The sequence below is a fragment of the Cupriavidus sp. 8B genome (assembly GCF_054589115.1).
Genome location: NZ_BAAILO010000139.1, coordinates 53,707 through 75,937 on the forward strand (window position 1 = coordinate 53,707; position 22,231 = coordinate 75,937).

Below are 22,231 nucleotides of genomic sequence, written 5' to 3' on the forward strand. Positions count from 1 at the left end.
CGTCGCTCTCGCTCGGATGGAGGACCCACACGAAAGTCTGATGAACCCTTATTTCTATGTTTTCAAAAGAAAAAGTAATCGGTGGCCCCGGCACCGAGAATGTTCATATTGTAGATATCCCTACATAGTTGAAATGGCCGCTACGTCTTCCTACCATGCCCTACATGACCACTTCTTCCGACTCGTGGCTTTTGCTCATCGTGAGTATCCCGACGTCCGGCGCCACCACCCGCATGCGCATCTGGCGAGCCGTGAAATCGCTTGGGTGCGCGGCCTTGCGCGATGGCGCCTACCTGCTTCCCGCCGGCGCTGCACAGGCGGCGCAACTGCGCGAGCTGGCTGACGAGGCATTGCAGCAGGATGGACAAGCATGGTTGCTGGATGTCCAGCCCAATGCGTCCGATGATCCGGCGGCATATCGGCACCTGTTCGACCGTTCGCGCGAATACGGCGAGCTGGAGAGCGCGCTATCGGAAGCGCGCAAGATGCTGTCCGCCTTGAGCGAAGCCGAGCTGGCCAGGCTGCTGCGCCGGCACGAACGATCCCTGGAGGCCATTCGCGCAATCGACTTCTTTCCGAACGAGGCCTCACTGCGTGCTCAGGCGCAATGGAAGGATTTCGCCGGCACGATCGGCGCGATCCTGTCGCCCGGGGAACCACATTCCGCTGCCGGCGTGATCGCCCGCCGCGACCGCGCCCAGTACCAAGGGCGCCTGTGGGCCACGCGCCGGCACCTGTGGGTGGACCGGGTCGCCAGTGCCTGGCTGATCTTGCGCTTCATCGACCCGCACGCTCGCTTCCAGTGGCTGGAGAAGACCGCCGACTGCCCACCGGATGCGCTGGGATTCGATTTCGACGGGGCAACCTTCACCCACGTTGGCGAACGCGTGTCGTTCGAGGTCCTGATGGCAAGTTTCGGCTTGGATGAGGACCGGGCGCTGCGCCGCCTGGGCAAGTTGGTGCACACGCTGGACGTGGGCGGAGACCAGCAGCCCGAGGCAAGCGGCTTCGAGGCCATCCTCGCCGGCGCACGCGAGCGGCTGCCCGACGATGATGCGCTGCTGGCGGAAACAGGGCTGGCGCTGGACTCGCTCTACGCCCACTTCACCACCAAGCGCCGAGGCTGAGGCGAGCCTGGCTGCAGACAGAGTCGAAGAGACAGATAAGGAACATCCATGCATGCGCAGGACACTCCTCCATCCCGGCATCCCGGCTATACGCTCTGGCAGCTGGTTCTCTACATGCTGCGACTCGGCACGCTGGGCTTTGGCGGCCCCGTTGCGCTGGCGGGCTACATGCACCGCGATCTGGTCGAACGGCGCGCGTGGACCACGGAGGCTGACTACTGGCAAGGCATCGCGCTTGCGCAGCTGGCGCCGGGACCCATGCCGGCGCAGCTCGCCATTTATCTTGGCTATGTTCACTATCGCATCGTGGGCGCCACGCTGGTCGGGATCGCCTTTGTGCTGCCGTCGTTTTTCCGTGGGCGCCATCACGGCCGCCGTGATCGTCCTGGTCAAACGCTCGATCGTGGACGTGCCCACCGCGTTGCTGGCGCTGGCCACGGTAGCGCTGTTGTGGCGCTTCAAGAAGCTGCCAGAGCCCGTCATTGTGGCCGGTGCCGCACCGGTCGGCCTGATGGCCTACCCCCTGCCGCACATCGGGCATTAAGTGGTCGATGGTCCAGCGAACATCGGCAATCCTCAAAGGAGTCAGCCATGCAATGGATTACCCGCGAAAGACCAAAGATTGACCGGATCGCCTGCCCCTGGCTGATCGCCAGGTTCATTGACGATGCGCCGGAATTTCTCTATGTGCCTGCCGGTGAGGTCCTGAAGACCGCTCGCCAGACCGGTGCCATTCCCTATGACATCCCCGGCGTCGAGCTATCGCATGTTGGGGAGCTCTGCAGCTTTGACGCCTTCCTGGACAAGTACGGCCTGACGGATCCCGCCTTGCAGCATCTGGCCAGCATCGTGCGGGGCGCCGACACGTCGCGGCTCGATCTCACACCGCAATCGGCAGGGCTATACGCCATCTCCCTGGGTCTGTCGCAGGTGTTCCCGGACGACCACGAAATGCTCCGCCACGGCATGGTGATGTACGACGCCTTGTATGCGTGGTGCCAACGTTGCCAGGCAGAGACGCACCGTTGGCCGCCGGAGATGCCGGAGATGCCGGCATGAGGTGGAGCGCTGGCGCGATCCATCAAGCCAGGTTCGCCCGCCGCAGCTTCGCCCTTAACGTCTCGATCTCGTCCAGCAGGTCGAGCACCACGGCGACGCCCGCCACCCCAAGCTCCAGGTCGCGCTCGAGCCGCAGGGCCGCGCGGGCGCGCTTGAGCGTGGCGCCGTCAAAACGCCAGCCCGGCGCATCCTCGCCGCGCGGCGTCAGCACGCCTTCTTCCACCAGCGCCACCACCTGTTCAATGTCGGCATGACAGGCCACGCTCAGCTCCACCAGCGTGAACTGCATCTCTTCTTCGACAAGAACGCCATGCAGCATCGATATGCCTTGATCGCTCATCGCATCAAGCCTCCAGTGAACGGCGCGGGGCAAAGCCGCTAAAGGTCTTGGCCATTTCCCGGTACGCGTCCTTGGCCTTATCCGAATCCGCGGGCGGCACAACGATCGACAGCACCGCATACAGGTCGCCGGGCGGCGTGCTGGGAAGGCCCTTGCCCTTGAGCCGCAGCTTGCGGCCTGCCGACGAGCCCGGTGGCACGCTGAGTTGCACGCGGCCGTCCGGCGTGGGTAAGGCGACGCTGGCGCCCAAGGCGGCTTCCCATGGGGCGACAGGCAGGTCGAGGTAGACGTCGCGATCGACTACGCGGAACAACGGGTGCGGTGTGATCTCGATTTCGAGATAGAGGTCGCCAGCCGGAGCGTCTCCAAATCCGGGGCCGCCCTGGCCTGCGAGCCGAAGATGCTGTCCACTGCGGATGCCCTTGGGAATATTGACGTCCAGTTGCCGCTCCTGCAATCGCACGTGGCCGCTAGCGTCCGCCTGGGGCGTGCGCAGCGTGATGGTGCGGCGCCCGCCCCGGTAGACGTCCAGCAGATCGATCTGCACCTTGGCATGGTGATCCCCGCCTGCCATGCGGGCAGCGCCGCGAGACTGCGCATGCCGGGCGCCGAAGAGCGACTCGAAAAAATCGCTGCGGTCCAGGTCTTGCTCGAAATCCGCTTCGCCGCCGCTGTACTCGAAGCCGCTATCCCATCCCGGCGGCGGCGTGAACTCTTGGCCTCTCTTGTACCGTGCCCCCACGTCGTCGTAGGCGGCACGTTTCTCCTCGTCTTTCAGCGCCACGTACGCCTCGGCCACGTCCTTGAAGCGGGCTTCCGCATCCGGCTCCTTGCTCACGTCCGGGTGATACCTGCGCGCCAGCTTGCGGTAGGCCCGCTTGATTTCATCCTGCGTGGCCGTTGGCTCCACCCCGAGCATCGCGTAGTAGTCCTTGTACTCCATGAATGCCCCCGGGCAACTGGCGTGCGAAACGCGCACGACGCTTGGCGAATGACGCGCTTGACCTGCGGCTCTAAGTATAGGCAAAGGCACGGGCGTGCGGTTCGCCCTGCGCGCGCTGTCAGCGCGCGTATCCAAAACGTGGCGTGCGCACCTGCGGAACCTGCTATGTTAGCGGCAAGCCAGCTACTGGAGGCATGGTGAAATATGAGGCATCCGCACCGCAAGACGCTCAACAAACATGGCTCGGCAAGCTCGGGCCGGGCCTGATCACCGGCGCGGCGGACGACGATCCCAGCGGCATCGCCACCTATTCGCAGGCCGGCGCGCAGTTTGGCTTCAACATGTTGTGGACGGTGCTGCTCACCTACCCGCTGATGGTGGGCATCCAGGTGGTGAGCGCCAGGATCGGGCGGGTGAGCGGCCATGGGCTGGCCACCAACATCCGCAGGCATTACCCCGCGTGGCTCCTGTATGCCGTGGTCAGCCTCTTGCTGGTTGCCAATACGATCAATATTGCGGCTGATGTCTCGGCCATGGGCGAGGCGCTGCGATTGATCGTGGGCGGTCCCGCCCAGCTTTATGCCGGGGTATTCGGCGTGACCTCGTTGCTGCTGCAGGTGTTTGTTCCCTACCGGCGCTATGTCCGCTTCCTGAAATGGCTCACGCTTGCCTTGCTGGCCTACGTGGCCACGGCGTTTGTCGTGCATATCCCGTGGTCGCAGGTGCTGTTGAAGGCGCTGATGCCACACATGTCCTGGAGGCCAGAGTACGTCACGACCGTGGTGGCGGTGTTCGGCACGACCATCAGCCCCTACCTGTTCTTCTGGCAGGCATCGCAGGAAGTCGAGGATCAGCTCGCCAGCCCCCAGGCCCAGCCCCTGAGAAGGATGATTGCCTTTGCGCCGGCTCGATCGGCCGTGGGCCGGGCGGCGGCGGACAGGCAACTCCCTGCGCGGTGCGCAGCAAGGTGTCATCGTCGCAATCCATCATGGCGGCAATAGTTTCACGCGGCAGGCCGGCAGGGTAGATGACAAGGAGGATATCGTTGACGGTCCTTTCGCTCTCGAACGGGCCGAAGCGATAGATACAGCCGCCATCCACCTCTGCGTAGAACCAGTTCTTCGGATGACTTCGATAGAAAACGACCACGGCTCGGCGACCTTCCTTCGACATACCCCAACTCCCAACTATCCGGGATCCGGGGCGGAGGGCTTAGTTTTCCATGTTCGCAAATTCCGGCGAACATCGCTCGTCCCGCGATCCGAAACCAAAACTGGTGGGGCCCCACACCGGACATGTTCCAGAAATTCTCAGCGCCGACTTTGGTATGTAGCGGCGTGTGCGCCCCTACGTCTACTTATAGTTCTCTTCGGCACAAAGCGCTGTCCGCCAGCGTACCGATTGGTAGTTTCATCTTTGTGCCGCCGGGTGCGCGGCTTCCGCGATGTCGCCAGGCCCTGTTCCTTGTCCGATGGCGGACAGACGCGCGCCCGGATCCGGCGCACAAGTGGGCATGCGATCGCGCCGCCCATGCTGGTGAGCAGCCGGCGAGGCCATCGAATCCCATGGAGACCGATCATGAAGCTCACTGCCCAATCATTCTTGCCGAAGACGGCATACGTGCTGCCGTCAGTCGCGCTTTTTTCCATGCTGGCGCTGGCCGTTCCCGCCGGGGCCATCACCGCCACGGACGCGCAGGGATCCCCCCATGTCTTGAAGATCGCGAAGCAGGATCGCATCGATACGCACATCAGCGACCTTCACACGAAGCTCCAGATTACGCGCTCACAGGAACAACTCTGGCAGAAGGTCGCGCAGGTCATGCGCGACAACGCAAGCAAGATGGATTCGCTGCGGCAGGAGCGCACTGGGGATGCCAAAGGCATGACCGCCGTCGGCGACCTCAAGTCCTATGGCGATATCGCCGATGCGCATGCCGATGGCATCAGGAAGCTCACTCCCGTGTTCCGGGATCTGTACGACAGCATGTCGGACGTGCAGAAGAAGAATGCCGACCTGATCTTCCGGAACCGCCAGCAGCATGCGTCGATGAAGAACTGAACCCCGGGGCCCGGACAGCAGCCGCCGGTGCAAGCAACCCGGTGCGGTTCGGGCTTTCGCTCAAGAACAGGAGAGCATGATGAACACCACAACAACACGATCAGGCTGGGGGCGCCCGGCGACCGTGAAGGCCGCCGCGGCATTTGGCCTGGCGATGGCAATGGGCGTCGTATCGACGACGCCTGCCTTCGGCGACGACCGCAACCACCATCGCGACCAGAACCAGAACCAGAATCAGAATCACGGCAACCAGCATGCTTCGTCCCGTCAGGGACACAACGGCAACTGGCAGGGCGACCAACGCTACGATCACTCTCGCGACTATCGCTACTATCGCGGCTATCGTGACTATCGCGGCAACTACTATGACAACCAGCGCTATGTCTACGCGCCGCCTCCCGTAGCCTACGTGCCCCAGCCGGCACCCGGCATCAGCCTGTTCATCCCCCTGCAGATCCGCTAGCCAGGCAAGGCACGGGCAAGCAGGCAAACCTTCCAGGCAACGAGTACGTTGCCTGGCCGCCCGCCGCCCGCGCCAGGTAACCGCCCGTCAATGTGCAGCGTCCGCCGCCCTGCTACGCCTTTAATCTTCCACAGTGCTGACCTATATTTCGGTTGGTGACCCCGGGGTCGTCCCCGAGGCGCTTACTTGCGCGGCAGGCGCAAATTGCCTGGCACTCAGCCCAATTCAGCATTAGGAGGCAAAGGATGGCTTCCACCCACGACCCGAGGGCCAATCATCTCCTTGCCGTGTTGCCCGAAGCAGAGTGGTTGCGCCTTGCGCCGCACCTGATCCTGACCGAATTGCCCCTGGGCCATGTGGTGTATGAGTCGGGCGACCAGCTGGGGCATGTGTATTTCCCGACCACCTCGATCGTCTCCCTGCTCTACGTGATGGAGGACGGCGCCTCCGCCGAGATCGCCATCGTCGGCAATGAGGGCATCGTCGGCATTGCCTTGTTCATGGGGGGCGAGACGACGCCCAGCCGGGCCATCGTGCAAAGTGCCGGCCATGGCTATCGCCTGAGTGCCAAAGTGCTGAAGCAGGAATTCACCCGCGGCGGCCCCATCCAGCATTTGCTGCTGCGATACACCCAGGCGCTGATCACCCAGATGGCCCAGACCGCGGTTTGCAACCGGCATCACTCGATCGAGCAGCAACTCTGCCGCTGGCTGCTGCTGAGCATCGACCGGCTGCCGTCCAATGAACTGACGATGACGCAGGAGCTGATCTCGAACATGCTCGGCGTGCGGCGCTCCGGCGTCACCGAGGCGGCCTTGAAACTCCAGAACGCCGGCCTGATCCGCTACAGCCATGGCCATATCGCGGTGCTTGACCGGCCGGCGCTGGAAAAGCATGCCTGCGAATGCTACGCAGTGGTCAAGCGCGAGTTCGACCGCCTGTTGCCTGACACGGCGGCGACCTGAACATCGCGGCGCCAGCCGTTACTCCTCGCTGGTCCACTCCACCTCGACGCCAAGGCTGCGCAGGTTCTCGACGAAGCGCGGATGCGCCCGGCGGATGGGCGCGGCGTTGCGGATCTCGGAGCGGCCGTCGATGCTCGCGGCCACCATGAACAGGGCGATCGCCACGCGGATGATGTACGGGCTTTCCACCACCGCCGGCGTCAGCGTATTGCCGCCGAAGGTGATGAGCCGGTGCGGGTCGGACGAGAACACATGGGCGCCGAACTTGGACAGCTCGCCCGTCCAGCCCAGCGCGCCGTCGTACACCTTGTTCCAGAACATGGCGTTGCCCTGCGCGCGCACGCCCAGCGCGATGAAGATGGGCAGCAGGTCAACCGGGAAGTAAGGCCACGGCGCGGCCTCGACCTTGGTCAGCACGTTGCTGGTAAACGGCGTCTGCACTTTCAGAGGGCCGGCACTGGTGGCGCGGGACCAGCCGTCTTCGTGCGTGATCTGCACCCCGAACTTGGCGAAGGTCCGGTCGATCAGCGGGAAATTCCCCGGCGCGCTGTTGCGCACCACGACATCGCCGCCGGTGATGGCGCCCAGCGCCAGGAAGGTGGTGATCTCGTGAAAATCCTCGTCGAAGGTAAAGTCGCCGCCCTTGAGCTTGTTGCCGCCATGCACCGTCAGGCGCGAGGTGCCCATGCCTTCGATGCGCGCGCCCATCATCGCCATGAAGCGGCAGAACTCCTGCACGTGCGGCTCCGATGCGGCGTTGGTGAGCGTGGAGGTGCCACCCGCGGCGGCGGCGCACAGCACGAAGTTCTCCGTGGTGGTAACCGATGCATAGTCGAGCCAGTGGTCAGTGGGCGTCAGCTGGCCGGCGCTGCGCACCAGCAGCGAGCCATCGGCCCGCTCCACCTCGCCACCGAAACGGCGGAAGACATCGACGTGCGGATCGATCTCGCGCACGCCAAGCGTGCAACCCTTGACGTTGTCCTCCAGCCGGGCTACCCCGAAGCGGGCGAGCAGCGGCGGCACCAGCATGATGGACGAGCGCATCTCTTCCGGCAACCGATGGCGGGCCGCATCGAACACGGTCTCCTGGTGGTGCAGCGACAGCGTGCCGGTTGCGTCATCCATATGCACCTTGCTGCCCAAAGCGCGGAAGATGTCGAGAATCTTGCGCACATCGGTGATGTCGGGCACGCCATGCAGGCGCAAGGGCTCATCGGTCAGAAGCGTGGCGCAGAGCACAGGAAGCACTGCATTCTTGTTGGCGGAAGGGGTAATACGCCCCCGGAGCGGCTTGCCGCCGTGCACGATGAGATTGGACATGGGATGGGATATTGCGAGACGAGCCCGGACAGGATGGAACAACGCCCCGCATTGTACTTGCACTGCGAACGGTGTGGCCGTCACCCGCACCGGCAATGCCCGGGCATCCGGCTCGGGGCGCATGGAGGATGCTCCTGGGACCGATGCTGCATCCATGCGACAACGTGTCATGGTGAAGGCGCGCCTGGAAGCGCGGAAGGCTGATAACATTCTCTCCAAAATCACCAACCTTTCGCGTGCGCGCCTTTCCTCGCCGGTTCTGGATTGCCGGGCTCCTGCTTACCGCCTTCCTGACAGTGCAACTGGCAGCGGCGGCGTACGCCTGCATGGGAAGCCGCTATTCGTCTGGTTCGACCGGTTCGTCTGAATCGCCGGGCCAGGCGACAGACATGGCGGGCATGATGGAGTCGTGCCCCGAAATGGCCGAGCAGTCCACGCAGACAACGCTCGGCAGCCATGACGGGCTTTGCCTCGAGCATTGCCAGCTAGGCTCCAAGTCGATCGACCACGCCAGCCCGCAGATCCCCGGCTTCCTGCCCGTCCTTGTCAGCCTTGTCGAACCCGCTCCCGTCGCCACACCCACCCGGCAAACGATCCTGCTAGGCGAAGCCATCGCGCGCGCGCCACCGCCGCCCATCCCGATCCTGCACTGCTGTTTCCGCACTTAGCCTCCGAAGCCACGTTTTTTTCGTGCCCTGCCGCCTGAGCGGCCGGGTCGTCGTTGCTTCCCGGAGGCTTTATGCATTTCCTTCGTCGTGTCATGCAGGCGCTCCTGTGGGCGCCTGCATTTGGCCTGGCCGTGCCGCAATTTGCCCACGCCCAGCCAGCCCCCACCTTGTCTGTCGAAGAAGCCGTGGCGCTGGCCACTACGCGCGCCGGCGATGGCGAGACTTCCCGCGGCGGCGTTGAGGCCGCCGTTCAGATGGCCGTAGCCGCCGGTCAATTGCCGGACCCGGTGCTCAGGCTCGGTTTCAACAATGTGCCGCTCAGCGGCCCGGACCAGTTCTCCCTGACCCGTGACTTCATGACCATGCGCTCCATCAGCGTCATGCAGGAGTTCACGCGATCGGACAAGCGCCGCGCCCGCGCGGAGCGCTTCGAGGCCGAAGCCGCAGCTGCGCAGGCGCGGCGCACGGTCGGCCTGGCCAACGTGCAGCGCAGCGTGGTCAATGCCTGGCTAGATCGTTGGTATGCCGAACAGGCCGGCGTCTTGCTCGGCCATCACGGCCATCCGATGGAACTGGAGTTGCAGGCCGCCACAGCCGCCTATCGCAGCGGACGCGGCACGCGGGCGGACGTACTGGCGGCGGAGATGGAAATCCAGAAACTACGGGACCGGCGCGACGAGAACCAAGCCGCCATCGAGGCCGCCCACGCGGCACTTGCCCGCTGGGTCGGGCAGGCAGCCAGTCGTCCGCTGTCGGAAAGGCCGACCCTTGCAATTCCCCTGCGCGTGCAAGCGCTGACAGGGTCCGAACTGGACGCCGTGCCGGAAATGGCGGCTTCGCAGCGCGAGATCGCACTGGCCGAAGCCGATGTCCGGGCGGCCACCGAGGCCAGGAAGCCGGACGTGACCGTCGAGCTGATGTACAGCCAGCGGGGCTCCGCCTATTCCAATATGGGCTCGCTGAACGTCAGCTTCCCGGTGCCATGGGACCGGGGCAACCGGCAGGATCGCGAAGTGTCGGCCAAGCTGGCGCAGGCGCAGGAAGCCCGCGCCAGGTCCGAGATCGTTGCGCGCAATACCACGGCAGTGCTTGGGGCAAAGCTCGCTGAGCTGCGGCGCAACCTCGAGCGGCTCAAGCGCTACGACGAATCCATCCTGCCGTTGGCAAACGCCCAGGCAGGCGCGGCATTGACGGCTTACCGGGCCAACACCGGACCGCTGCTGGCGGTTGCCGAAGCCAATCACCGGGTCATCGACACGGCACTCGACCGGCTGACCCTCGAAGCGAAGACAGCCAGGATCTGGGCCGACCTGGCATTCCTTGTTCCGCTGCCCACTGCGCAGACAGAACCCGCCGCGAGGGATGCAAAATGAAAAGACAGATCATCTCCCTCCTGGTGGCTCTGGTCGTCGCCGGGGGCGTTCTTTATGGCACCTATCAACTGGGGGTCAGCCGGGGCCAGGCACTCAAGCCACCATCGACGGCAGCCCAACACGCATCCGCTGCCGGCGACACGGATTCCAAGGCCGGCAGGAAGATCCTGTATTGGCATGACCCGATGGTGCCCGGCCAGCGCTTCGACAAGCCCGGCAAATCCCCGTTCATGGACATGCAGCTGGTGCCGGTGTACGAGGATGCCGGCGCGAGCGGGGCGGCGGTCACCATCGACAGCCGCGTCACGCAGAACCTGGGCATCCGGACCGCAGAGGTCAAGGCAGGCCGGCTCGACTCCGTGTTGGAAGTGCCGGGCAACGTCGCCATCAATGAGCGCGGGATCGCGGTCATCCAGGCACGCACCGCTGGCTACGTCGAGCACGCTTATGCCAGGACTACCCTTGACCCGGTCACGCGGGGCCAGCCGTTGATCGTCATCTATGCACCTGAATGGGTAGCCGCGCAGGAGGAATACCTTGCGGTCGCCCGCATGAGTAGCGGCCCGTACGGCGACTTGCGCGGCGCCGCAAGCGCGCGCATGCGTCAGGCTGGCATGAGCGATAGCCAGATCCGCCTGGTGGAGACCACCGGCAAGCTGCAACCTCGCCTCACCATCACTAGTCCGGTCGATGGCGTCATCACGGAAGTCGGCGCGCGGGATGGCATGACGGTCTCGCCGGGCGTGACATTGTTCCGCGTGGCCGACCTCTCTACCGTGTGGGTCCTGGCAGAGCTGCCAGAGAGCCAGGCGGCGGCCACCCGGCCGGGACAGCAGGTCTCGGCTACCAGCGCGGCACTGCCGGGTCAGGCACTGACCGGGAAGGTAGACGCCATCCTGCCCGACGTGAATCCGGGTACGCGCACGCTCAAGGTACGCATCGAGCTGGCAAACAAGAACCGGCAGTTGCTGCCCGGCATGTTCGTCAGTGTCAGGTTCGGCGCACGGCCGGGCGCCGACCAGTTGCTCGTTCCGACCGAAGCGCTGATCCGTACCGGCTCGCGCACCGTAGCCATGGTCGAGACCGGCAACGGCGGCTTCAGTCCGGTGGAGGTAAAGACAGGTGCGGAAGCCGGCGGGCAAACCGAGGTGACCGAGGGCCTGAAGGCCGGCCAGAATGTGGTGGTCTCGGGCCAGTTCCTGCTCGACTCAGAAGCCAGCCTGCGCGGCGCGACGACCCGCATGGAGAGCGCGACCGCTCCATCGGCTTCGCCGGCATCGGCGTCATCGGCGTCATCGGCGGCATCGGCCGCGGAACATGAAGGCGTCGGTCGCATCGAGGCCATCACGCCGGAGGGCCTTACGCTTTCCCACGGGCCGATCCCCACGCTCCTGTGGGGTGCCATGACCATGGACTTCGAGGCGCCGGCGGGGGGCCTGCCGAAGAGCCTGAAGGCGGGCCAGGAGGTGCGCTTCCGTTTCCGGATGAACAGTGACGGCGTGCCGGTCCTGTCTTCCGTGCAGCCAGTCGCCGGCGGCGCGGGGGGCAAGCCATGATCGCGCACCTCATCCGCTGGTCGATCCGAAACCGCTTCCTGGTACTGCTGGCCACGGTCATCCTGACGGCGTGGGGCATCTGGGCTGCGCGCAGCACCCCGCTGGATGCCTTGCCAGATCTCTCCGACGTGCAGGTCATCATCCGCACGCCCTACCCAGGGCAGGCGCCGCAGATCGTCGAGAACCAGGTCACGTATCCGCTGACAACGACGATGCTGTCGGTGCCGGGGGCAAAAACCGTGCGGGGCTACTCGTTCTTCGGCGACTCATTTGTCTACGTGCTGTTCGAGGATGGCACCGACCTGTATTGGGCGCGCTCGCGTGTGCTGGAATACCTCAATCAGGTTCAGTCGAAGCTGCCCGCGGCCGCCAAGCCGGCGCTCGGGCCCGATGCGACCGGCGTGGGCTGGATCTACGAATACGCCCTCATCGACCGGACCGGCCAGCACGATCTTGCCCAGCTGCGCGCGTTGCAGGACTGGTTCCTGCGCTTCGAGCTGAAGTCGCTGCCCAACGTCTCGGAGGTGGCATCCATCGGCGGGATGGTGCAGCAGTATCAGGTCGTCTTGATGCCCGACAAGCTCCGCGCCTACAACATCCCGCAGGCAACGATCCTGGCGGCGTTGAAGGGGGCCAACCAGGAGACCGGTGGCTCCGTGCTGGAGCTCGGGGAAGCGGAGTATATGGTCCGTGCTTCCGGATACCTGAAGACGCTGGACGATTTCCGGCAGATACCGCTCAACGTGAACGGCGCCGGCATCCCCGTGCGCCTTGGCGACGTGGCGACCATCCAGCTCGGGCCGGAGATGCGGCGCGGCATTGCAGAGTTGAACGGCGAGGGCGAAGTCGCCGGAGGCGTCATCGTCATGCGCTCCGGCAAGAACGCACTGGAGACCATTGAAGCGGTCAAGGCCAAGCTTGCCGCGCTGAAACCGAGCCTGCCGCCGGGCGTGGAGATCGTGCCCGTCTATGACAGGTCCAGCCTCATCAACCGGGCGGTCGAGAATCTCACGCACAAGCTCGTGGAAGAGTTCATCGTGGTGGCGGTGGTCTGCCTCGTGTTCCTGTTCCACCTGCGCTCTGCGCTGGTCGCGATCGTGTCGCTGCCCCTGGGTATCCTCGCCGCCTTCCTGGTGATGCGGTACCAGGGCGTTAACGCCAATATCATGTCCCTCGGCGGCATCGCCATCGCCATCGGCGCCATGGTCGACGCGGCCGTGGTGATGATCGAGAACGCGCACAAGCACATCGAGCATTGGCGGGCGGAACACCCCGGCCGGCACCTTGCTGGCGACGAGCAATGGCGCGTGATCGGCGACTCGGCGGCGGAAGTGGGGCCCGCGCTCTTCTTCTCGCTGCTGATCATCACGCTCTCGTTTATTCCTGTATTTACGCTGGAAGCGCAGGAAGGCCGCCTCTTCGCGCCCCTGGCCTTCACCAAGACCTATTCCATGGCCGCGGCGGCGGGACTGGCGGTGACGTTGATTCCCGTCCTGATGGGCTATCTCATCCGCGGCAGGATTCCACCGGAGCAGTCCAATCCGCTCAATCGGTTCCTGATCCGCCTCTATCAGCCGCTGCTCGCGCGGGTGCTGTGCTTTCCCAAGACCACGCTCGTGGTCGGCGCGATCCTGCTCGCGGCAACCGCTTGGCCGATCCTCCGTGTCGGAGGCGAGTTCATGCCGCCGCTCGACGAAGGCGACCTGCTGTATATGCCATCGGCCCTGCCCGGGCTGTCGGCCGGCAAAGCGGCGCAGCTGCTCCAGCAAACGGATCGCCTGATCAAGACCGTTCCGGAAGTCGCCACGGTCTTCGGCAAGGCCGGACGGGCTGACTCTGCTACCGACCCGGCTCCCATGGAGATGTTCGAGACCACCATCCAGTTCAAGCCGCGCGACCAGTGGCGCGCGGGCATGACGCCCGACAAGGTGGTGGAAGAACTCGATCGCGTCGTGACGGTGCCGGGTCTGTCCAACATCTGGGTGCCGCCCATTCGCAACCGCATCGACATGCTGGCCACCGGCATCAAGAGCCCGGTCGGCATCAAGGTGGCCGGGACCGATCTGAAGCAGATCGACCGGCTGGCCAGCCAGATTGAGCAGGCTGTGAAGTCCGTGCCGGGTGTCACCTCGGCACTGGCCGAGCGGCTCACGGGCGGGCGCTATGTCGATGTCGAGATCGACCGTGCGGCGGCCGGGCGGCATGCCCTGAATGTCGACGACATCCAGGGCATCGTGGCATCGGCCGTCGGCGGCGAGAACGTCGGCGAAGTCGTGGATGGCCTGGCGCGGTTTCCCATCAACGTTCGTTATCCGCGGGACTATCGCGACTCGGTCGAGCAATTGCGCAAGCTTCCCGTTGTGACCAGCAGCGGGCACCAGATCCTGTTGTCGGATGTCGCCCGCATCCACGTGACACAGGGCCCGCCCATGCTGCGCAGCGAGAATGCCAGGCTCTCCGGCTGGGTCTACGTGGACATTCGGGGGCGCGACCTGCGCTCGGCCGTGCAGGAGATGCAGGCGGTCGTCGGCAAGACGGTCCCGCTGCCTCCGGGCTACTCCGTCAGCTGGTCGGGGCAGTTCGAGTACCTGGAGCGCGCTACACAGAAGCTGAAGGTGGTCGTGCCGTTCACGCTGCTCATCATCTTCCTGCTGCTGTATGTCACGTTCGGGCGGTTCGATGAAGCGGTGCTGATCATGGCGACGCTGCCATTCGCGCTGGTTGGCGGGTTCTGGCTGCTGTACCTGCTGGGCCACAACCTGTCGGTGGCCAGCGTCGTCGGCTTCATCGCCCTGGCTGGCGTAGCCGCGGAGTTTGGCGTGATCATGCTGCTCTACCTGAAGCAGTCCTGGCTCAAGAAAATCGAGAGCGGCCAGGCCGACGCGCCCGCGCTGCTGGAGGCAATCCAGGAGGGCGCCGTCCTGCGGGTGCGCCCCAAAGCCATGACCGTGGCCGTCATCCTGGCGGGCCTGCTGCCCATCATGTGGTCGGGCGGCACCGGCTCCGAGGTCATGCAGCGCATTGCCGCGCCCATGGTCGGCGGCATGGTCACCGCGCCGCTGCTGTCGCTGTTCGTGATTCCCGCAGTTTTCTTTTTGCTTCGCCGTCCAAAGGCGGGGCACGCATTCCCCCAACCCTGAACATTGAACAAGGAGTTCACCATGAAACGCAATCTGATGGGCCTTGCGGCCGTATGCGCCACCGTCACCTTCGCGCTGCCCGCCCACGCGGCAGACGACATGGCCGGCATGCAGATGAAGCCGGCGGCATCGACGTCCGCCTCGAAGTCCGCCCCGAAACCCGTCAAAGCGGAAGTACGCAAGGTGGATACGGCCAACAGCAGGGTCACCCTCAAGCACGGGCCCATCGAGAATCTCGGCATGTCGGCCATGACGATGAGCTTTCCCGTGAAGGACAAGGCCAGCCTTGACAATCTGAAGGAAGGGAGCCAGGTCCGTGCAACCTTCGACAAGGTCAACGGCGTGGCAACGGTGACGAATATCGAGCCGGAATAAGCGCCCTACCGATCAGGCAATGCGGCCTGCGGCCCCGCCGACACCACCTCGTGCACGAAGCGCAGCTTATCGACCACGACAGGGCTGAGCGCGAACGGATAGCCATCCGGCACGCCCAGGCTCCGGTTCAGGCAGTTGAGCACGTAGGTGAGGGGAAACCACCGGTTCATCAGGCTTTGGAAGCTGGCGTCCTCGACGGGCGTCTGGTCCGTCAGGGTGGGCTCCGCGGCCGTGCCTGGCTTGAGCGCAAGGCCGCATGCCGCGGCGGTGTCCACGGTATCGACGATGTGCAGGTAGTGGGCCCAGGTTTCGGCCCAGTCCTCCCACGGGTGCATGGCCGCGTAGGCGCTGACATAGTCTTGCTCCCAGCCTTCCTGCGGCCCCTTGTCGTAATGCGCCTTCAATGCTTCGCCGTAGTCCACGCGCTCATCGCCAAAGCGCTCGCGAAACGGTGCCTGCCAGCGGGTGCCGGCGATCAGGCGATCGAAATAGTAGTGGCCGATCTCATGCCGGAAATGGCCCAGCAAGGTGCGGTACGGCTCGCCCATCAGCGAACGCGTCTTCTCCCGATGGGCATCGTCGGCCTCGGCAACGTTCATGGTGATGAGGCCGTTGTCGTGCCCGGTCATCACGCGCTCCTCGCCAACGTCTTCCAGGAAGTCGAATTGCAGCCCGAATTCCGGATCGGCTTCGCGAGCCACGTGCGGCAAGCCCAAGGCGGCTAGCGTATAGAGCACGCGGCGCTTGGCGACCTCAAGCCTGGCCCAGTAGAGCCGGTTGTTTGGTGTTTCCAGGCATGGCGTGGTGCGCGTCAGCTTGCATGACTCGCAAAGCATGTCTTCCGAAGTGGCCGGGATCATGCCGTTGCACACACCTTCCACAGCGTAGTTCTGGCATTGTTTGTAGAGCTTGTCTTGCGCGCCGGCATTCAAGCTGCGCAACAGGTTGCCTTCAGCGGGTTCGAACGCGCAGATCTGCGAGATGTCGTAGACGTAGCCAAGCAGCGCCTGGCAGCGCTCACAAGTGACGTTCTCAAAAAAAACCAGGTTGGAGCAACCGCCGCAGTGAAAGGTTTTCATGGATTTTTTTCACTTGGCGAAGAATATCTACACGGCCCGCTGCAAGTGCCGCCGCTAATGCTCCAGCAGTTGCTCGCGGGAGCTGTTCGCCAGATCCGCGGGTTGCTCGCTTTGCGGGTCGCGCTCGCCCGGCTGCGTGGTTTTGCGGCCTTCTCCTGGCTGCTCGATATGGCCGCGGGCAATCGGCTTGGCCTGTGGCTTCGAACCAGGCCCGGCGTTCTCGTATTTCATCGTCGATCTCCTGTGTGGGGAAGGTCACGAACCATTTTGGCACTGTTCCACCCGCAAAATATGTGCCCGGCGCGGAGCACTTGAAAGTGGCACGGACGATAGACATGGACAAAGAAAAGCCGCCGGGATTTGTCCAGCGGCTCATGAAACGCTCGTCACGGACCTGACGACAAGCGAGGAGAATCCGGAGCAAGAATCCGGAGCAAGAATCTGGCGCAACGAATCGGAGTAGGTCATGTGGGATCTGACTCTCCAACTACGTGAGTTACAGGAAGGTTAGGCAGTGCGCGGGCCAAGGGCAATGGGATGCCGTCCTACAAGCCGCGCGCCGGGAGCACTTTGCGCCGCGCTATCATAGTCCGAACGCAAACGCGTGGAGCGACAATGCAGATTGACCGGACGACGATCCGTCAGGGCGATGCCGATGCGCCGCTTGAGCAGGCTCCGGGCAGAATCGGCCGCCGCGCGTTCCTGGCGTCGGGCGCGGCACTCGCGCTAGCCGCCTGTGCACCGGAACGCTTTTCCGGCTACACCGCGCCGCAGGCTTCGCCCGGCACGAAGGCCATCAAAGACGTCTCCCCCTGGAAGCCCTCCCCCACCGCGCTGACCATCGACATGCACAGCCATGCCGGCCGCGTGATCGTGTCGCGCGATCCCGCCATCGGCGCGGACCGGCCCTTTCTTCCGCTGGCCGCGCCGATGCGCGCCGGCGGCATGAACGTGATCTGCCTGGCGATCGTGACGGACACCATCGTCACGCGCGTGTCTGCCGATCGCACGCGCTTCGAGGCCTGGCGAACCCCGTCGGAAGGCGAGCTCTATGCGCTTGGCGTGGCCGAATTCGCGCGCGCCCATCAACTGGTGGAGCGAGAGCAGATGCAAGTGGTGACCGACGCGGCTTCGCTGGCCACGCGGGGGCCGGCCGGGCCGTGTGTGATCATTGCGTCGGAGGGCGCCGACTTTCTGGAAGGCCGGCTGGAGCGCGTGGATGAGGCGTACGGCATGCACCAGTTGCGGCACCTGCAGCTCACGCACTACCGCGTAAACGAGCTGGGAGACATCCAGACGGAGGCGCCCGTACACGGGCGCCTGACGGATTTCGGCGCGGATGTGGTGCGGCGCTGCAATGCCCTGGGCATCGTCGTCGATGTCGCGCATGGCACCTATGACCTGGTCAAGCGCGCCGCCGCAACCGCCACCAAGCCGCTGGTGATTTCGCACTCCGCGCTGGCTACGCGCCCCAGCCTGCGCAGCCGGCTGATCACGCCCGACCACGCGCGCGTGATCGCGGGCACCGGCGGCGTGATCGGGGTCTGGCCCAGCGCGGGCACCTTCCGCGACCTGCCTGCCATGGCGCTCGGCTTCAAGCGGATGGCCGACGTGGTTGGCGTGGATCATGTGGGCCTGGGCACGGACATGCTCGGCTTCATCTCGCCACCGGTATTGCGCACCTACGACCAGCTGCCCTCGCTGGCCGATGCGTTGTTGGCGGCGGGCTTCACGCAAGAGGAAGTGGGCAAGGTGCTCGGCGGCAACTACCGCCGGGTGTTCGAAGCGTCCGTGGGGTAGCGGGGACCGCGCCTACGGCTTACGTTGTCCTGCCTTGGCCTCGCCCTGCGCATCGTCGGCCCGCGCCCGGCGATACGCCTCCCGCCCGGCGTAGACAGCGCCCGCGGCCAGCATCAGCGCCAGCGCAAACCAGGTGATCGCATAAACGAGGTGGTTGTTGTTGAACGTGATCACGGTCAGCCCGCCCACCGGCCAGGTGCGCTTGCTGGCGTCCCCGAGCGGCACGGCCGCGTCCGCGTCGACGAAATAAGGCGCCACGTTCTGCAGGCCGCGCGCGGCGGCAATGGCCGGCACATCGCGCGCGTACCAGCGCCCGGCCACCGGATCGTTGGTGCGCAGAAAGCCGTTGCCGGGCTCGCTGAAGCGCAACAGGCCGGTGATGGTGGTCTCGCCGTTGAGGTCGCTCCCGCTGCGCTTGGCGCGCTCGCTCAGCTCCGGCGGCACAAAGCCACGGTTGACCAGCACCACATTGCCATCCGCCGTGCGCAGGGGCGTCACCACCCAGAAGCCGCCGCCAAGCTCCGTCACGGCCTGGACCAGGGTCTCGCGGTCGTTCAGGAAGGTGCCGGTGAGCCGCACGCGGCGGTATTCGTCGGCGGCCTTGGTGAGCCGCGGCCACTGATCCGCGCCGGGCGCGGCCGTGGCGGGGGCATGGACGCGCGCATTGACGCGTACGATGAGGTCGAGCTTCCACGCGCGGCGTTCGACTTGCCATACGCCAAGCGAAAGCAGCCCGGCTACCGCCACGATGGCGAGCAAGGCAAACACTGCAAGCACGCCGGTGGCGCGCTTGCGGGAAGGCGGATTCGATGGGGCTACGCCCTGCTGGCGGGCCGTCAAGGGAGATTCTTCATGTCGTGCATTGGCATCATGTTCTGGTCGAGGTGGAACATTACCCAAAGCGAGCCGCTCAGCGCGATGACCACCAGCACGATCGTGAAGATCAACGCCAGCATGGTCCATCCGCCTTCCGACCTCGCATTCATATGCAGGAAATATATCATGTGGACGACGATCTGCACCGCGGCGCAGCCCAGCAGCAACAGCGCCGTGGTGCTGGATTTGTCGAATACCTTGGCCATCACCAGCCAGAACGGAATCGCCGTGAGCACCACCGCGAGCACGAAGCCCGTCATGTAGCCCTTGAAGGTGCTATGGCTAACCTCGCCATCGTGGCCGTGGCCGTGGTCGTCATGGCCGTGGCCATGGGGATCGCCTGCAAGGGCATTGTCATGCGCGCTCATGGCAGCACTCCCATCAGGTAGACGAAGGTAAACACGCCGATCCAGACCACATCCAGGAAGTGCCAGAACATGGACAGGCACATCAGGCGGCGCTTGTTCGCCGGGATCAGCCCGTGCTGCCCCACCTGCACCATCAGCGTGATGAGCCAGACGATCCCCACGGTCACGTGCAGCCCGTGCGTGCCCACCAGCGTGAAGAACGACGACAGGAAGGCGCTGCGCTGCGGCCCCGCGCCATCGTGGACCAGGTGCGCGAACTCGTAAAGCTCCAGGCTGATGAACCCCGCGCCCAGCAAGCCGGTGATGCCGAGCCAGATCAGGGTGGTGCGCACCTGCGCCTTCTGCATCTCCAGCACGGCAAAGCCGTAGGTGATCGACGACAGCAGCAGCATGGTGGTGTTCAGCGCCACCAGGGGCAGCTCGAACAGCTCGGCACCCGTAGGGCCGCCGGCGTAGCGCCGCCCCACCACGCCGTACACGGCAAAGAGGCTGGCGAAGACAAGGCAGTCGCTCATCAGGTACAGCCAGAAGCCGAGCAAGGTGCCGTTCTGCGCATGCACCTCGCTGGTCGCGTAGAAACGCAGCTCGCTCTGGTGCGGGGTGTCCGGCATGCGCACGTCGCCGGGGCCGTAGGGGGCGGTGGTATCAACCATGGGTGGCAAGCAGGCGCGTGCGCTCTGCCTCGGTGCGGACGACGTCGTCGGCCGGGATGTAGTGATCGCGCTTGTAGTTGAAGGTGTGGCCGATCGCCACGATCAGGATGGCGGCGAAGGATACGATCACGACCAGCCACATGTGCCAGATCAAGGCGAAGCCGAGCACGGTGCTAAGGCCCGCCAGTATGATGCCCGCGCCGGTGTTCTTCGGCATATGGATCGGGATAAAGCCATGCTGGGGCCGCTGGAAATGGTGCTCCTTCATCTGCCACCACGCGTCGTTGTCATGGATGACCGGGGTAAAGGCAAAGTTGTATGGCGGCGGCGGCGAGGAGGTCGACCACTCCAGCGTGCGCGCATCCCACGGATCGCCGGTGATGTCGCGCAGGGACTCGCGCCGGCGGTAGCTCACCACCAGCTGGATCAGGAAGCAGCCGATGCCTAGCGCAATCAAGAACGCGCCGAATGCCGCCAGCTGGAACCAGATCCGCAGGGACGCATCCTCGAAATGGCTCATGCGGCGGGTCACGCCCATCAGCCCGAGCACATAGAGCGGCATGAAGGCAACGTAGAAGCCAACCAGCCAGAACCAGAACGAGCACTTGCCCCAGAACGGATCCAGCCGGTAGCCGAAGGCCTTGGGAAACCAGTAGGTGATGCCAGCCATCAGCCCGAACAGCACGCCGCCGATGATCACGTTATGGAAGTGCGCGATCAGGAAGAGACTGTTATGCAGCGAGAAATCCGCCGGCGGCACGGCGAGCAGCACGCCGGTCATGCCGCCGATCACGAAGGTGATCATGAAGCCGATGGTCCAGAGCATGGGCACCTCGAAGCGAATGCGCCCGTGGTACATGGTGAACAGCCAGTTGAACATCTTGGCCCCGGTCGGGATCGAGATGATCATGGTGGTGATGCCGAAGAACGAGTTCACGCTCGCGCCCGAGCCCATGGTGAAGAAGTGGTGCAGCCAGACCAGGTAGGAGAGCACCGTGATCACCACCGTGGCGTACACCATCGACGCATAGCCGAACAGGCGCTTGCGGCAGAACGTGGAAACCACTTCCGAGAAGATGCCGAACGCGGGCAGCACCAGGATGTACACCTCCGGGTGCCCCCAGATCCAGATCAGGTTCACGTACATCATGGCGTTGCCGCCAAGATCGTTGGTGAAGAAGTTGGTGCCGGCATAGCGGTCGAGCGCCAGCAGGGCCAGCACGGCGGTGAGCACCGGGAAGGCGGCGATGATGAGCACGTTGGTACACAGCGCGGTCCAGGTGAACACCGGCATCTTCATCATGGTCATGCCGGGGGCGCGCATCTTGACGATGGTCACGAGCAGGTTGATGCCCGATAACAACGTGCCCAGCCCGGCAACCTGCAAGGACCAGATGTAATAGTCCACGCCCACGTCCGGACTCTGCAGCACGCCCGACAACGGTGGATACGCCAGCCAGCCGGTGCGCGCGAACTCGCCGACGAACAGCGACATCATCACCAGCACGGCGCCGCCGACGGTCATCCAGAAGCTGAAGTTGTTGAGGAAGGGAAAGGCCACGTCGCGCGCGCCAATCTGCAACGGCACGACAAAGTTCATGAGCCCGGTGACCAGCGGCATGGCCACGAAGAAGATCATGATCACCCCGTGCGCGGTGAAGATCTGGTCATAGTGGTGCGGCGGCAGGTAGCCCAGCGAATCGCCAAAGGAGACCGATTGCTGCAACCGCATCATGGCCGCGTCGGCAAACCCCCGCAGCAGCATGACGATGCCCAGCACGACATACATGATGCCGATCTTCTTGTGGTCGATGCTGGTGAACCACTCGTGCCACAGGTAGCCCCACGCTCGCAGGTAGGTGAGCGCGCCAGCCAGCGCCAGGCCCCCGATCGCGACGGCCGCGAAGGTCGCCAGCAGGATGGGCTCGTGATAGGGGATTGCCTCCCAGGTGAGGCGGCCGAATACCAGTTGCGTCAGGTCGAGGTGCTCGGGCATTGTGTCACCAGGGCCGCAAGGGCGTTGTTTCAGGAATCGGGGAACAGCAGGTCATCGGTGCAACGTCAT

At 64.6% G+C, this 22,231-nt stretch carries 20 protein-coding genes and 2 pseudogenes; 13 read left to right on the top strand and 9 right to left on the bottom strand.

Annotated elements, in window-relative coordinates:
• Positions 1–164 precede the first annotated feature (164 nt).
• Both ACYP5B_RS14780 and ACYP5B_RS14785 read left to right on the top strand, forming a co-directional pair.
• Complete coding sequence (locus ACYP5B_RS14780; RefSeq protein WP_459570208.1) at positions 165–1,127, top strand: chromate resistance protein ChrB domain-containing protein; 963 nt, start codon at positions 165–167, stop codon at positions 1,125–1,127.
• 48 nt (positions 1,128–1,175) lie between these two features.
• Positions 1,176–2,114: pseudogene (locus ACYP5B_RS14785) on the top strand (chromate resistance protein ChrB domain-containing protein); the annotation flags it as partial.
• Between the two features lie 94 nt (positions 2,115–2,208).
• Here the strand turns inward: ACYP5B_RS14785 and ACYP5B_RS14790 are convergent.
• Entirely contained in the window at positions 2,209–2,526 is a 318-nt protein-coding gene (locus tag ACYP5B_RS14790) for a chaperone modulator CbpM (RefSeq protein ID WP_459570209.1), read from the bottom strand.
• Positions 2,527–2,530: 4 nt separating this feature from the next.
• The gene (locus tag ACYP5B_RS14795) at positions 2,531–3,469 is read right to left on the bottom strand and encodes a DnaJ C-terminal domain-containing protein (protein WP_459570210.1); all 939 of its coding nucleotides are present in this window, start codon (positions 3,467–3,469) and stop codon (positions 2,531–2,533) included.
• 194 nt (positions 3,470–3,663) lie between these two features.
• On the opposite strand from ACYP5B_RS14795, the pseudogene ACYP5B_RS14800 reads away from it, so the two are divergent.
• From ACYP5B_RS14800 to ACYP5B_RS14815, 4 genes and pseudogenes are all read left to right on the top strand, one after another.
• Positions 3,664–4,377: pseudogene (locus tag ACYP5B_RS14800) on the top strand (NRAMP family divalent metal transporter); the annotation flags it as partial.
• Between the two features lie 670 nt (positions 4,378–5,047).
• Positions 5,048–5,530 (top strand): Spy/CpxP family protein refolding chaperone, encoded by a 483-nt coding sequence (locus ACYP5B_RS14805; protein ID WP_459570211.1) that lies wholly within the window; start codon positions 5,048–5,050, stop codon positions 5,528–5,530.
• A gap of 76 nt (positions 5,531–5,606) precedes the next feature.
• Entirely contained in the window at positions 5,607–5,993 is a 387-nt protein-coding gene (locus ACYP5B_RS14810; RefSeq protein WP_459570212.1) for a hypothetical protein, read from the top strand.
• A gap of 245 nt (positions 5,994–6,238) precedes the next feature.
• Complete coding sequence (locus tag ACYP5B_RS14815) at positions 6,239–6,958, top strand: Crp/Fnr family transcriptional regulator (protein ID WP_400101273.1); 720 nt, start codon at positions 6,239–6,241, stop codon at positions 6,956–6,958.
• Between the two features lie 18 nt (positions 6,959–6,976).
• Here ACYP5B_RS14815 and ACYP5B_RS14820 read toward each other — a convergent pair whose 3' ends face one another.
• A complete protein-coding gene (locus ACYP5B_RS14820) occupies positions 6,977–8,278 on the bottom strand; it encodes a UDP-N-acetylglucosamine 1-carboxyvinyltransferase (protein ID WP_318236760.1) in 1,302 nt (433 codons plus the stop codon).
• A gap of 73 nt (positions 8,279–8,351) precedes the next feature.
• Here ACYP5B_RS14820 and ACYP5B_RS14825 point away from each other — a divergent pair, with 73 nt between their 5' ends.
• From ACYP5B_RS14825 to ACYP5B_RS14850, 6 genes are all read left to right on the top strand, one after another.
• Positions 8,352–8,645, top strand: coding sequence for a hypothetical protein (locus tag ACYP5B_RS14825; protein ID WP_459570213.1), 294 nt, complete (start codon positions 8,352–8,354; stop codon positions 8,643–8,645).
• A 22-nt stretch (positions 8,646–8,667) separates the two neighbouring features.
• The gene (locus ACYP5B_RS14830) at positions 8,668–8,946 is read left to right on the top strand and encodes a hypothetical protein (protein ID WP_459570214.1); all 279 of its coding nucleotides are present in this window, start codon (positions 8,668–8,670) and stop codon (positions 8,944–8,946) included.
• A gap of 71 nt (positions 8,947–9,017) precedes the next feature.
• Positions 9,018–10,319, top strand: coding sequence for a TolC family protein (locus ACYP5B_RS14835; protein ID WP_459570215.1), 1,302 nt, complete (start codon positions 9,018–9,020; stop codon positions 10,317–10,319).
• Positions 10,316–11,875: an efflux RND transporter periplasmic adaptor subunit gene (locus tag ACYP5B_RS14840; protein WP_459570216.1), complete on the top strand. Its 1,560-nt coding sequence runs from the start codon at positions 10,316–10,318 to the stop codon at positions 11,873–11,875. Before ACYP5B_RS14835 ends, ACYP5B_RS14840 begins: the two co-directional genes overlap by 4 nt.
• Complete coding sequence (locus ACYP5B_RS14845) at positions 11,872–15,015, top strand: efflux RND transporter permease subunit (protein ID WP_459570217.1); 3,144 nt, start codon at positions 11,872–11,874, stop codon at positions 15,013–15,015. Before ACYP5B_RS14840 ends, ACYP5B_RS14845 begins: the two co-directional genes overlap by 4 nt.
• Before the next feature lie 21 nt (positions 15,016–15,036).
• A complete protein-coding gene (locus tag ACYP5B_RS14850) occupies positions 15,037–15,390 on the top strand; it encodes a copper-binding protein (protein WP_400101263.1) in 354 nt (117 codons plus the stop codon).
• 5 nt (positions 15,391–15,395) lie between these two features.
• Here ACYP5B_RS14850 and ACYP5B_RS14855 read toward each other — a convergent pair whose 3' ends face one another.
• Positions 15,396–16,469 carry a zinc-binding metallopeptidase family protein gene (locus ACYP5B_RS14855; protein WP_459570218.1) on the bottom strand — a complete coding sequence of 358 codons (1,074 nt, stop codon included), beginning with the start codon at positions 16,467–16,469 and terminating at the stop codon, positions 15,396–15,398.
• A 54-nt stretch (positions 16,470–16,523) separates the two neighbouring features.
• On the bottom strand, positions 16,524–16,700 hold the full coding sequence (locus ACYP5B_RS14860) for a hypothetical protein (protein ID WP_459570219.1): 177 nt from the start codon (positions 16,698–16,700) through the stop codon (positions 16,524–16,526).
• Between the two features lie 384 nt (positions 16,701–17,084).
• Between ACYP5B_RS14860 and ACYP5B_RS14865 the strand changes: the two genes are divergently transcribed.
• A complete protein-coding gene (locus ACYP5B_RS14865; protein ID WP_459570220.1) occupies positions 17,085–18,269 on the top strand; it encodes a dipeptidase in 1,185 nt (394 codons plus the stop codon).
• Between the two features lie 12 nt (positions 18,270–18,281).
• Here ACYP5B_RS14865 and ACYP5B_RS14870 read toward each other — a convergent pair whose 3' ends face one another.
• The 4 genes from ACYP5B_RS14870 to cyoB are packed head-to-tail and all read right to left on the bottom strand — an operon-like array spanning position 18,282 to position 22,162.
• Complete coding sequence (locus tag ACYP5B_RS14870) at positions 18,282–19,109, bottom strand: SURF1 family protein (protein WP_459570221.1); 828 nt, start codon at positions 19,107–19,109, stop codon at positions 18,282–18,284.
• Positions 19,106–19,513 carry a cytochrome o ubiquinol oxidase subunit IV gene (gene cyoD, locus ACYP5B_RS14875; protein WP_459570222.1) on the bottom strand — a complete coding sequence of 136 codons (408 nt, stop codon included), beginning with the start codon at positions 19,511–19,513 and terminating at the stop codon, positions 19,106–19,108. The genes ACYP5B_RS14870 and cyoD overlap by 4 nt, the downstream gene beginning before the upstream one ends.
• Positions 19,510–20,166, bottom strand: a complete 657-nt coding sequence (gene cyoC / locus ACYP5B_RS14880; RefSeq protein ID WP_440938305.1) for a cytochrome o ubiquinol oxidase subunit III — start codon at positions 20,164–20,166, stop codon at positions 19,510–19,512. The genes cyoD and cyoC overlap by 4 nt, the downstream gene beginning before the upstream one ends.
• Positions 20,159–22,162, bottom strand: a complete 2,004-nt coding sequence (gene cyoB / locus ACYP5B_RS14885; protein WP_400101250.1) for a cytochrome o ubiquinol oxidase subunit I — start codon at positions 22,160–22,162, stop codon at positions 20,159–20,161. The genes cyoC and cyoB overlap by 8 nt, the downstream gene beginning before the upstream one ends.
• Between the last annotated feature and the right edge of the window lie 69 nt (positions 22,163–22,231).

Bases quoted from the DNA above. Each gene is read 5' to 3' on its own strand.
- ACYP5B_RS14840 (WP_459570216.1), top strand. From the start codon at position 10,316: ATGAAAAGACAGATCATCTCCCTCCTGGTGGCTCTGGTCGTCGCCGGG.
- ACYP5B_RS14860 (WP_459570219.1), bottom strand. From the start codon at position 16,700: ATGAAATACGAGAACGCCGGGCCTGGTTCGAAGCCACAGGCCAAGCCG.
- ACYP5B_RS14805 (WP_459570211.1), top strand. From the start codon at position 5,048: ATGAAGCTCACTGCCCAATCATTCTTGCCGAAGACGGCATACGTGCTG.
- ACYP5B_RS14820 (WP_318236760.1), bottom strand. From the start codon at position 8,278: ATGTCCAATCTCATCGTGCACGGCGGCAAGCCGCTCCGGGGGCGTATT.
- ACYP5B_RS14810 (WP_459570212.1), top strand. From the start codon at position 5,607: ATGATGAACACCACAACAACACGATCAGGCTGGGGGCGCCCGGCGACC.
- ACYP5B_RS14830 (WP_459570214.1), top strand. From the start codon at position 8,668: ATGGCGGGCATGATGGAGTCGTGCCCCGAAATGGCCGAGCAGTCCACG.
- cyoC (WP_440938305.1), bottom strand. From the start codon at position 20,166: ATGGTTGATACCACCGCCCCCTACGGCCCCGGCGACGTGCGCATGCCG.
- ACYP5B_RS14795 (WP_459570210.1), bottom strand. From the start codon at position 3,469: ATGGAGTACAAGGACTACTACGCGATGCTCGGGGTGGAGCCAACGGCC.
- ACYP5B_RS14790 (WP_459570209.1), bottom strand. From the start codon at position 2,526: ATGAGCGATCAAGGCATATCGATGCTGCATGGCGTTCTTGTCGAAGAA.
- ACYP5B_RS14845 (WP_459570217.1), top strand. From the start codon at position 11,872: ATGATCGCGCACCTCATCCGCTGGTCGATCCGAAACCGCTTCCTGGTA.
- ACYP5B_RS14865 (WP_459570220.1), top strand. From the start codon at position 17,085: ATGCAGATTGACCGGACGACGATCCGTCAGGGCGATGCCGATGCGCCG.
- cyoD (WP_459570222.1), bottom strand. From the start codon at position 19,513: ATGAGCGCGCATGACAATGCCCTTGCAGGCGATCCCCATGGCCACGGC.
- ACYP5B_RS14855 (WP_459570218.1), bottom strand. From the start codon at position 16,469: ATGAAAACCTTTCACTGCGGCGGTTGCTCCAACCTGGTTTTTTTTGAG.
- ACYP5B_RS14835 (WP_459570215.1), top strand. From the start codon at position 9,018: ATGCATTTCCTTCGTCGTGTCATGCAGGCGCTCCTGTGGGCGCCTGCA.
- cyoB (WP_400101250.1), bottom strand. From the start codon at position 22,162: ATGCCCGAGCACCTCGACCTGACGCAACTGGTATTCGGCCGCCTCACC.
- ACYP5B_RS14850 (WP_400101263.1), top strand. From the start codon at position 15,037: ATGAAACGCAATCTGATGGGCCTTGCGGCCGTATGCGCCACCGTCACC.
- ACYP5B_RS14780 (WP_459570208.1), top strand. From the start codon at position 165: ATGACCACTTCTTCCGACTCGTGGCTTTTGCTCATCGTGAGTATCCCG.
- ACYP5B_RS14815 (WP_400101273.1), top strand. From the start codon at position 6,239: ATGGCTTCCACCCACGACCCGAGGGCCAATCATCTCCTTGCCGTGTTG.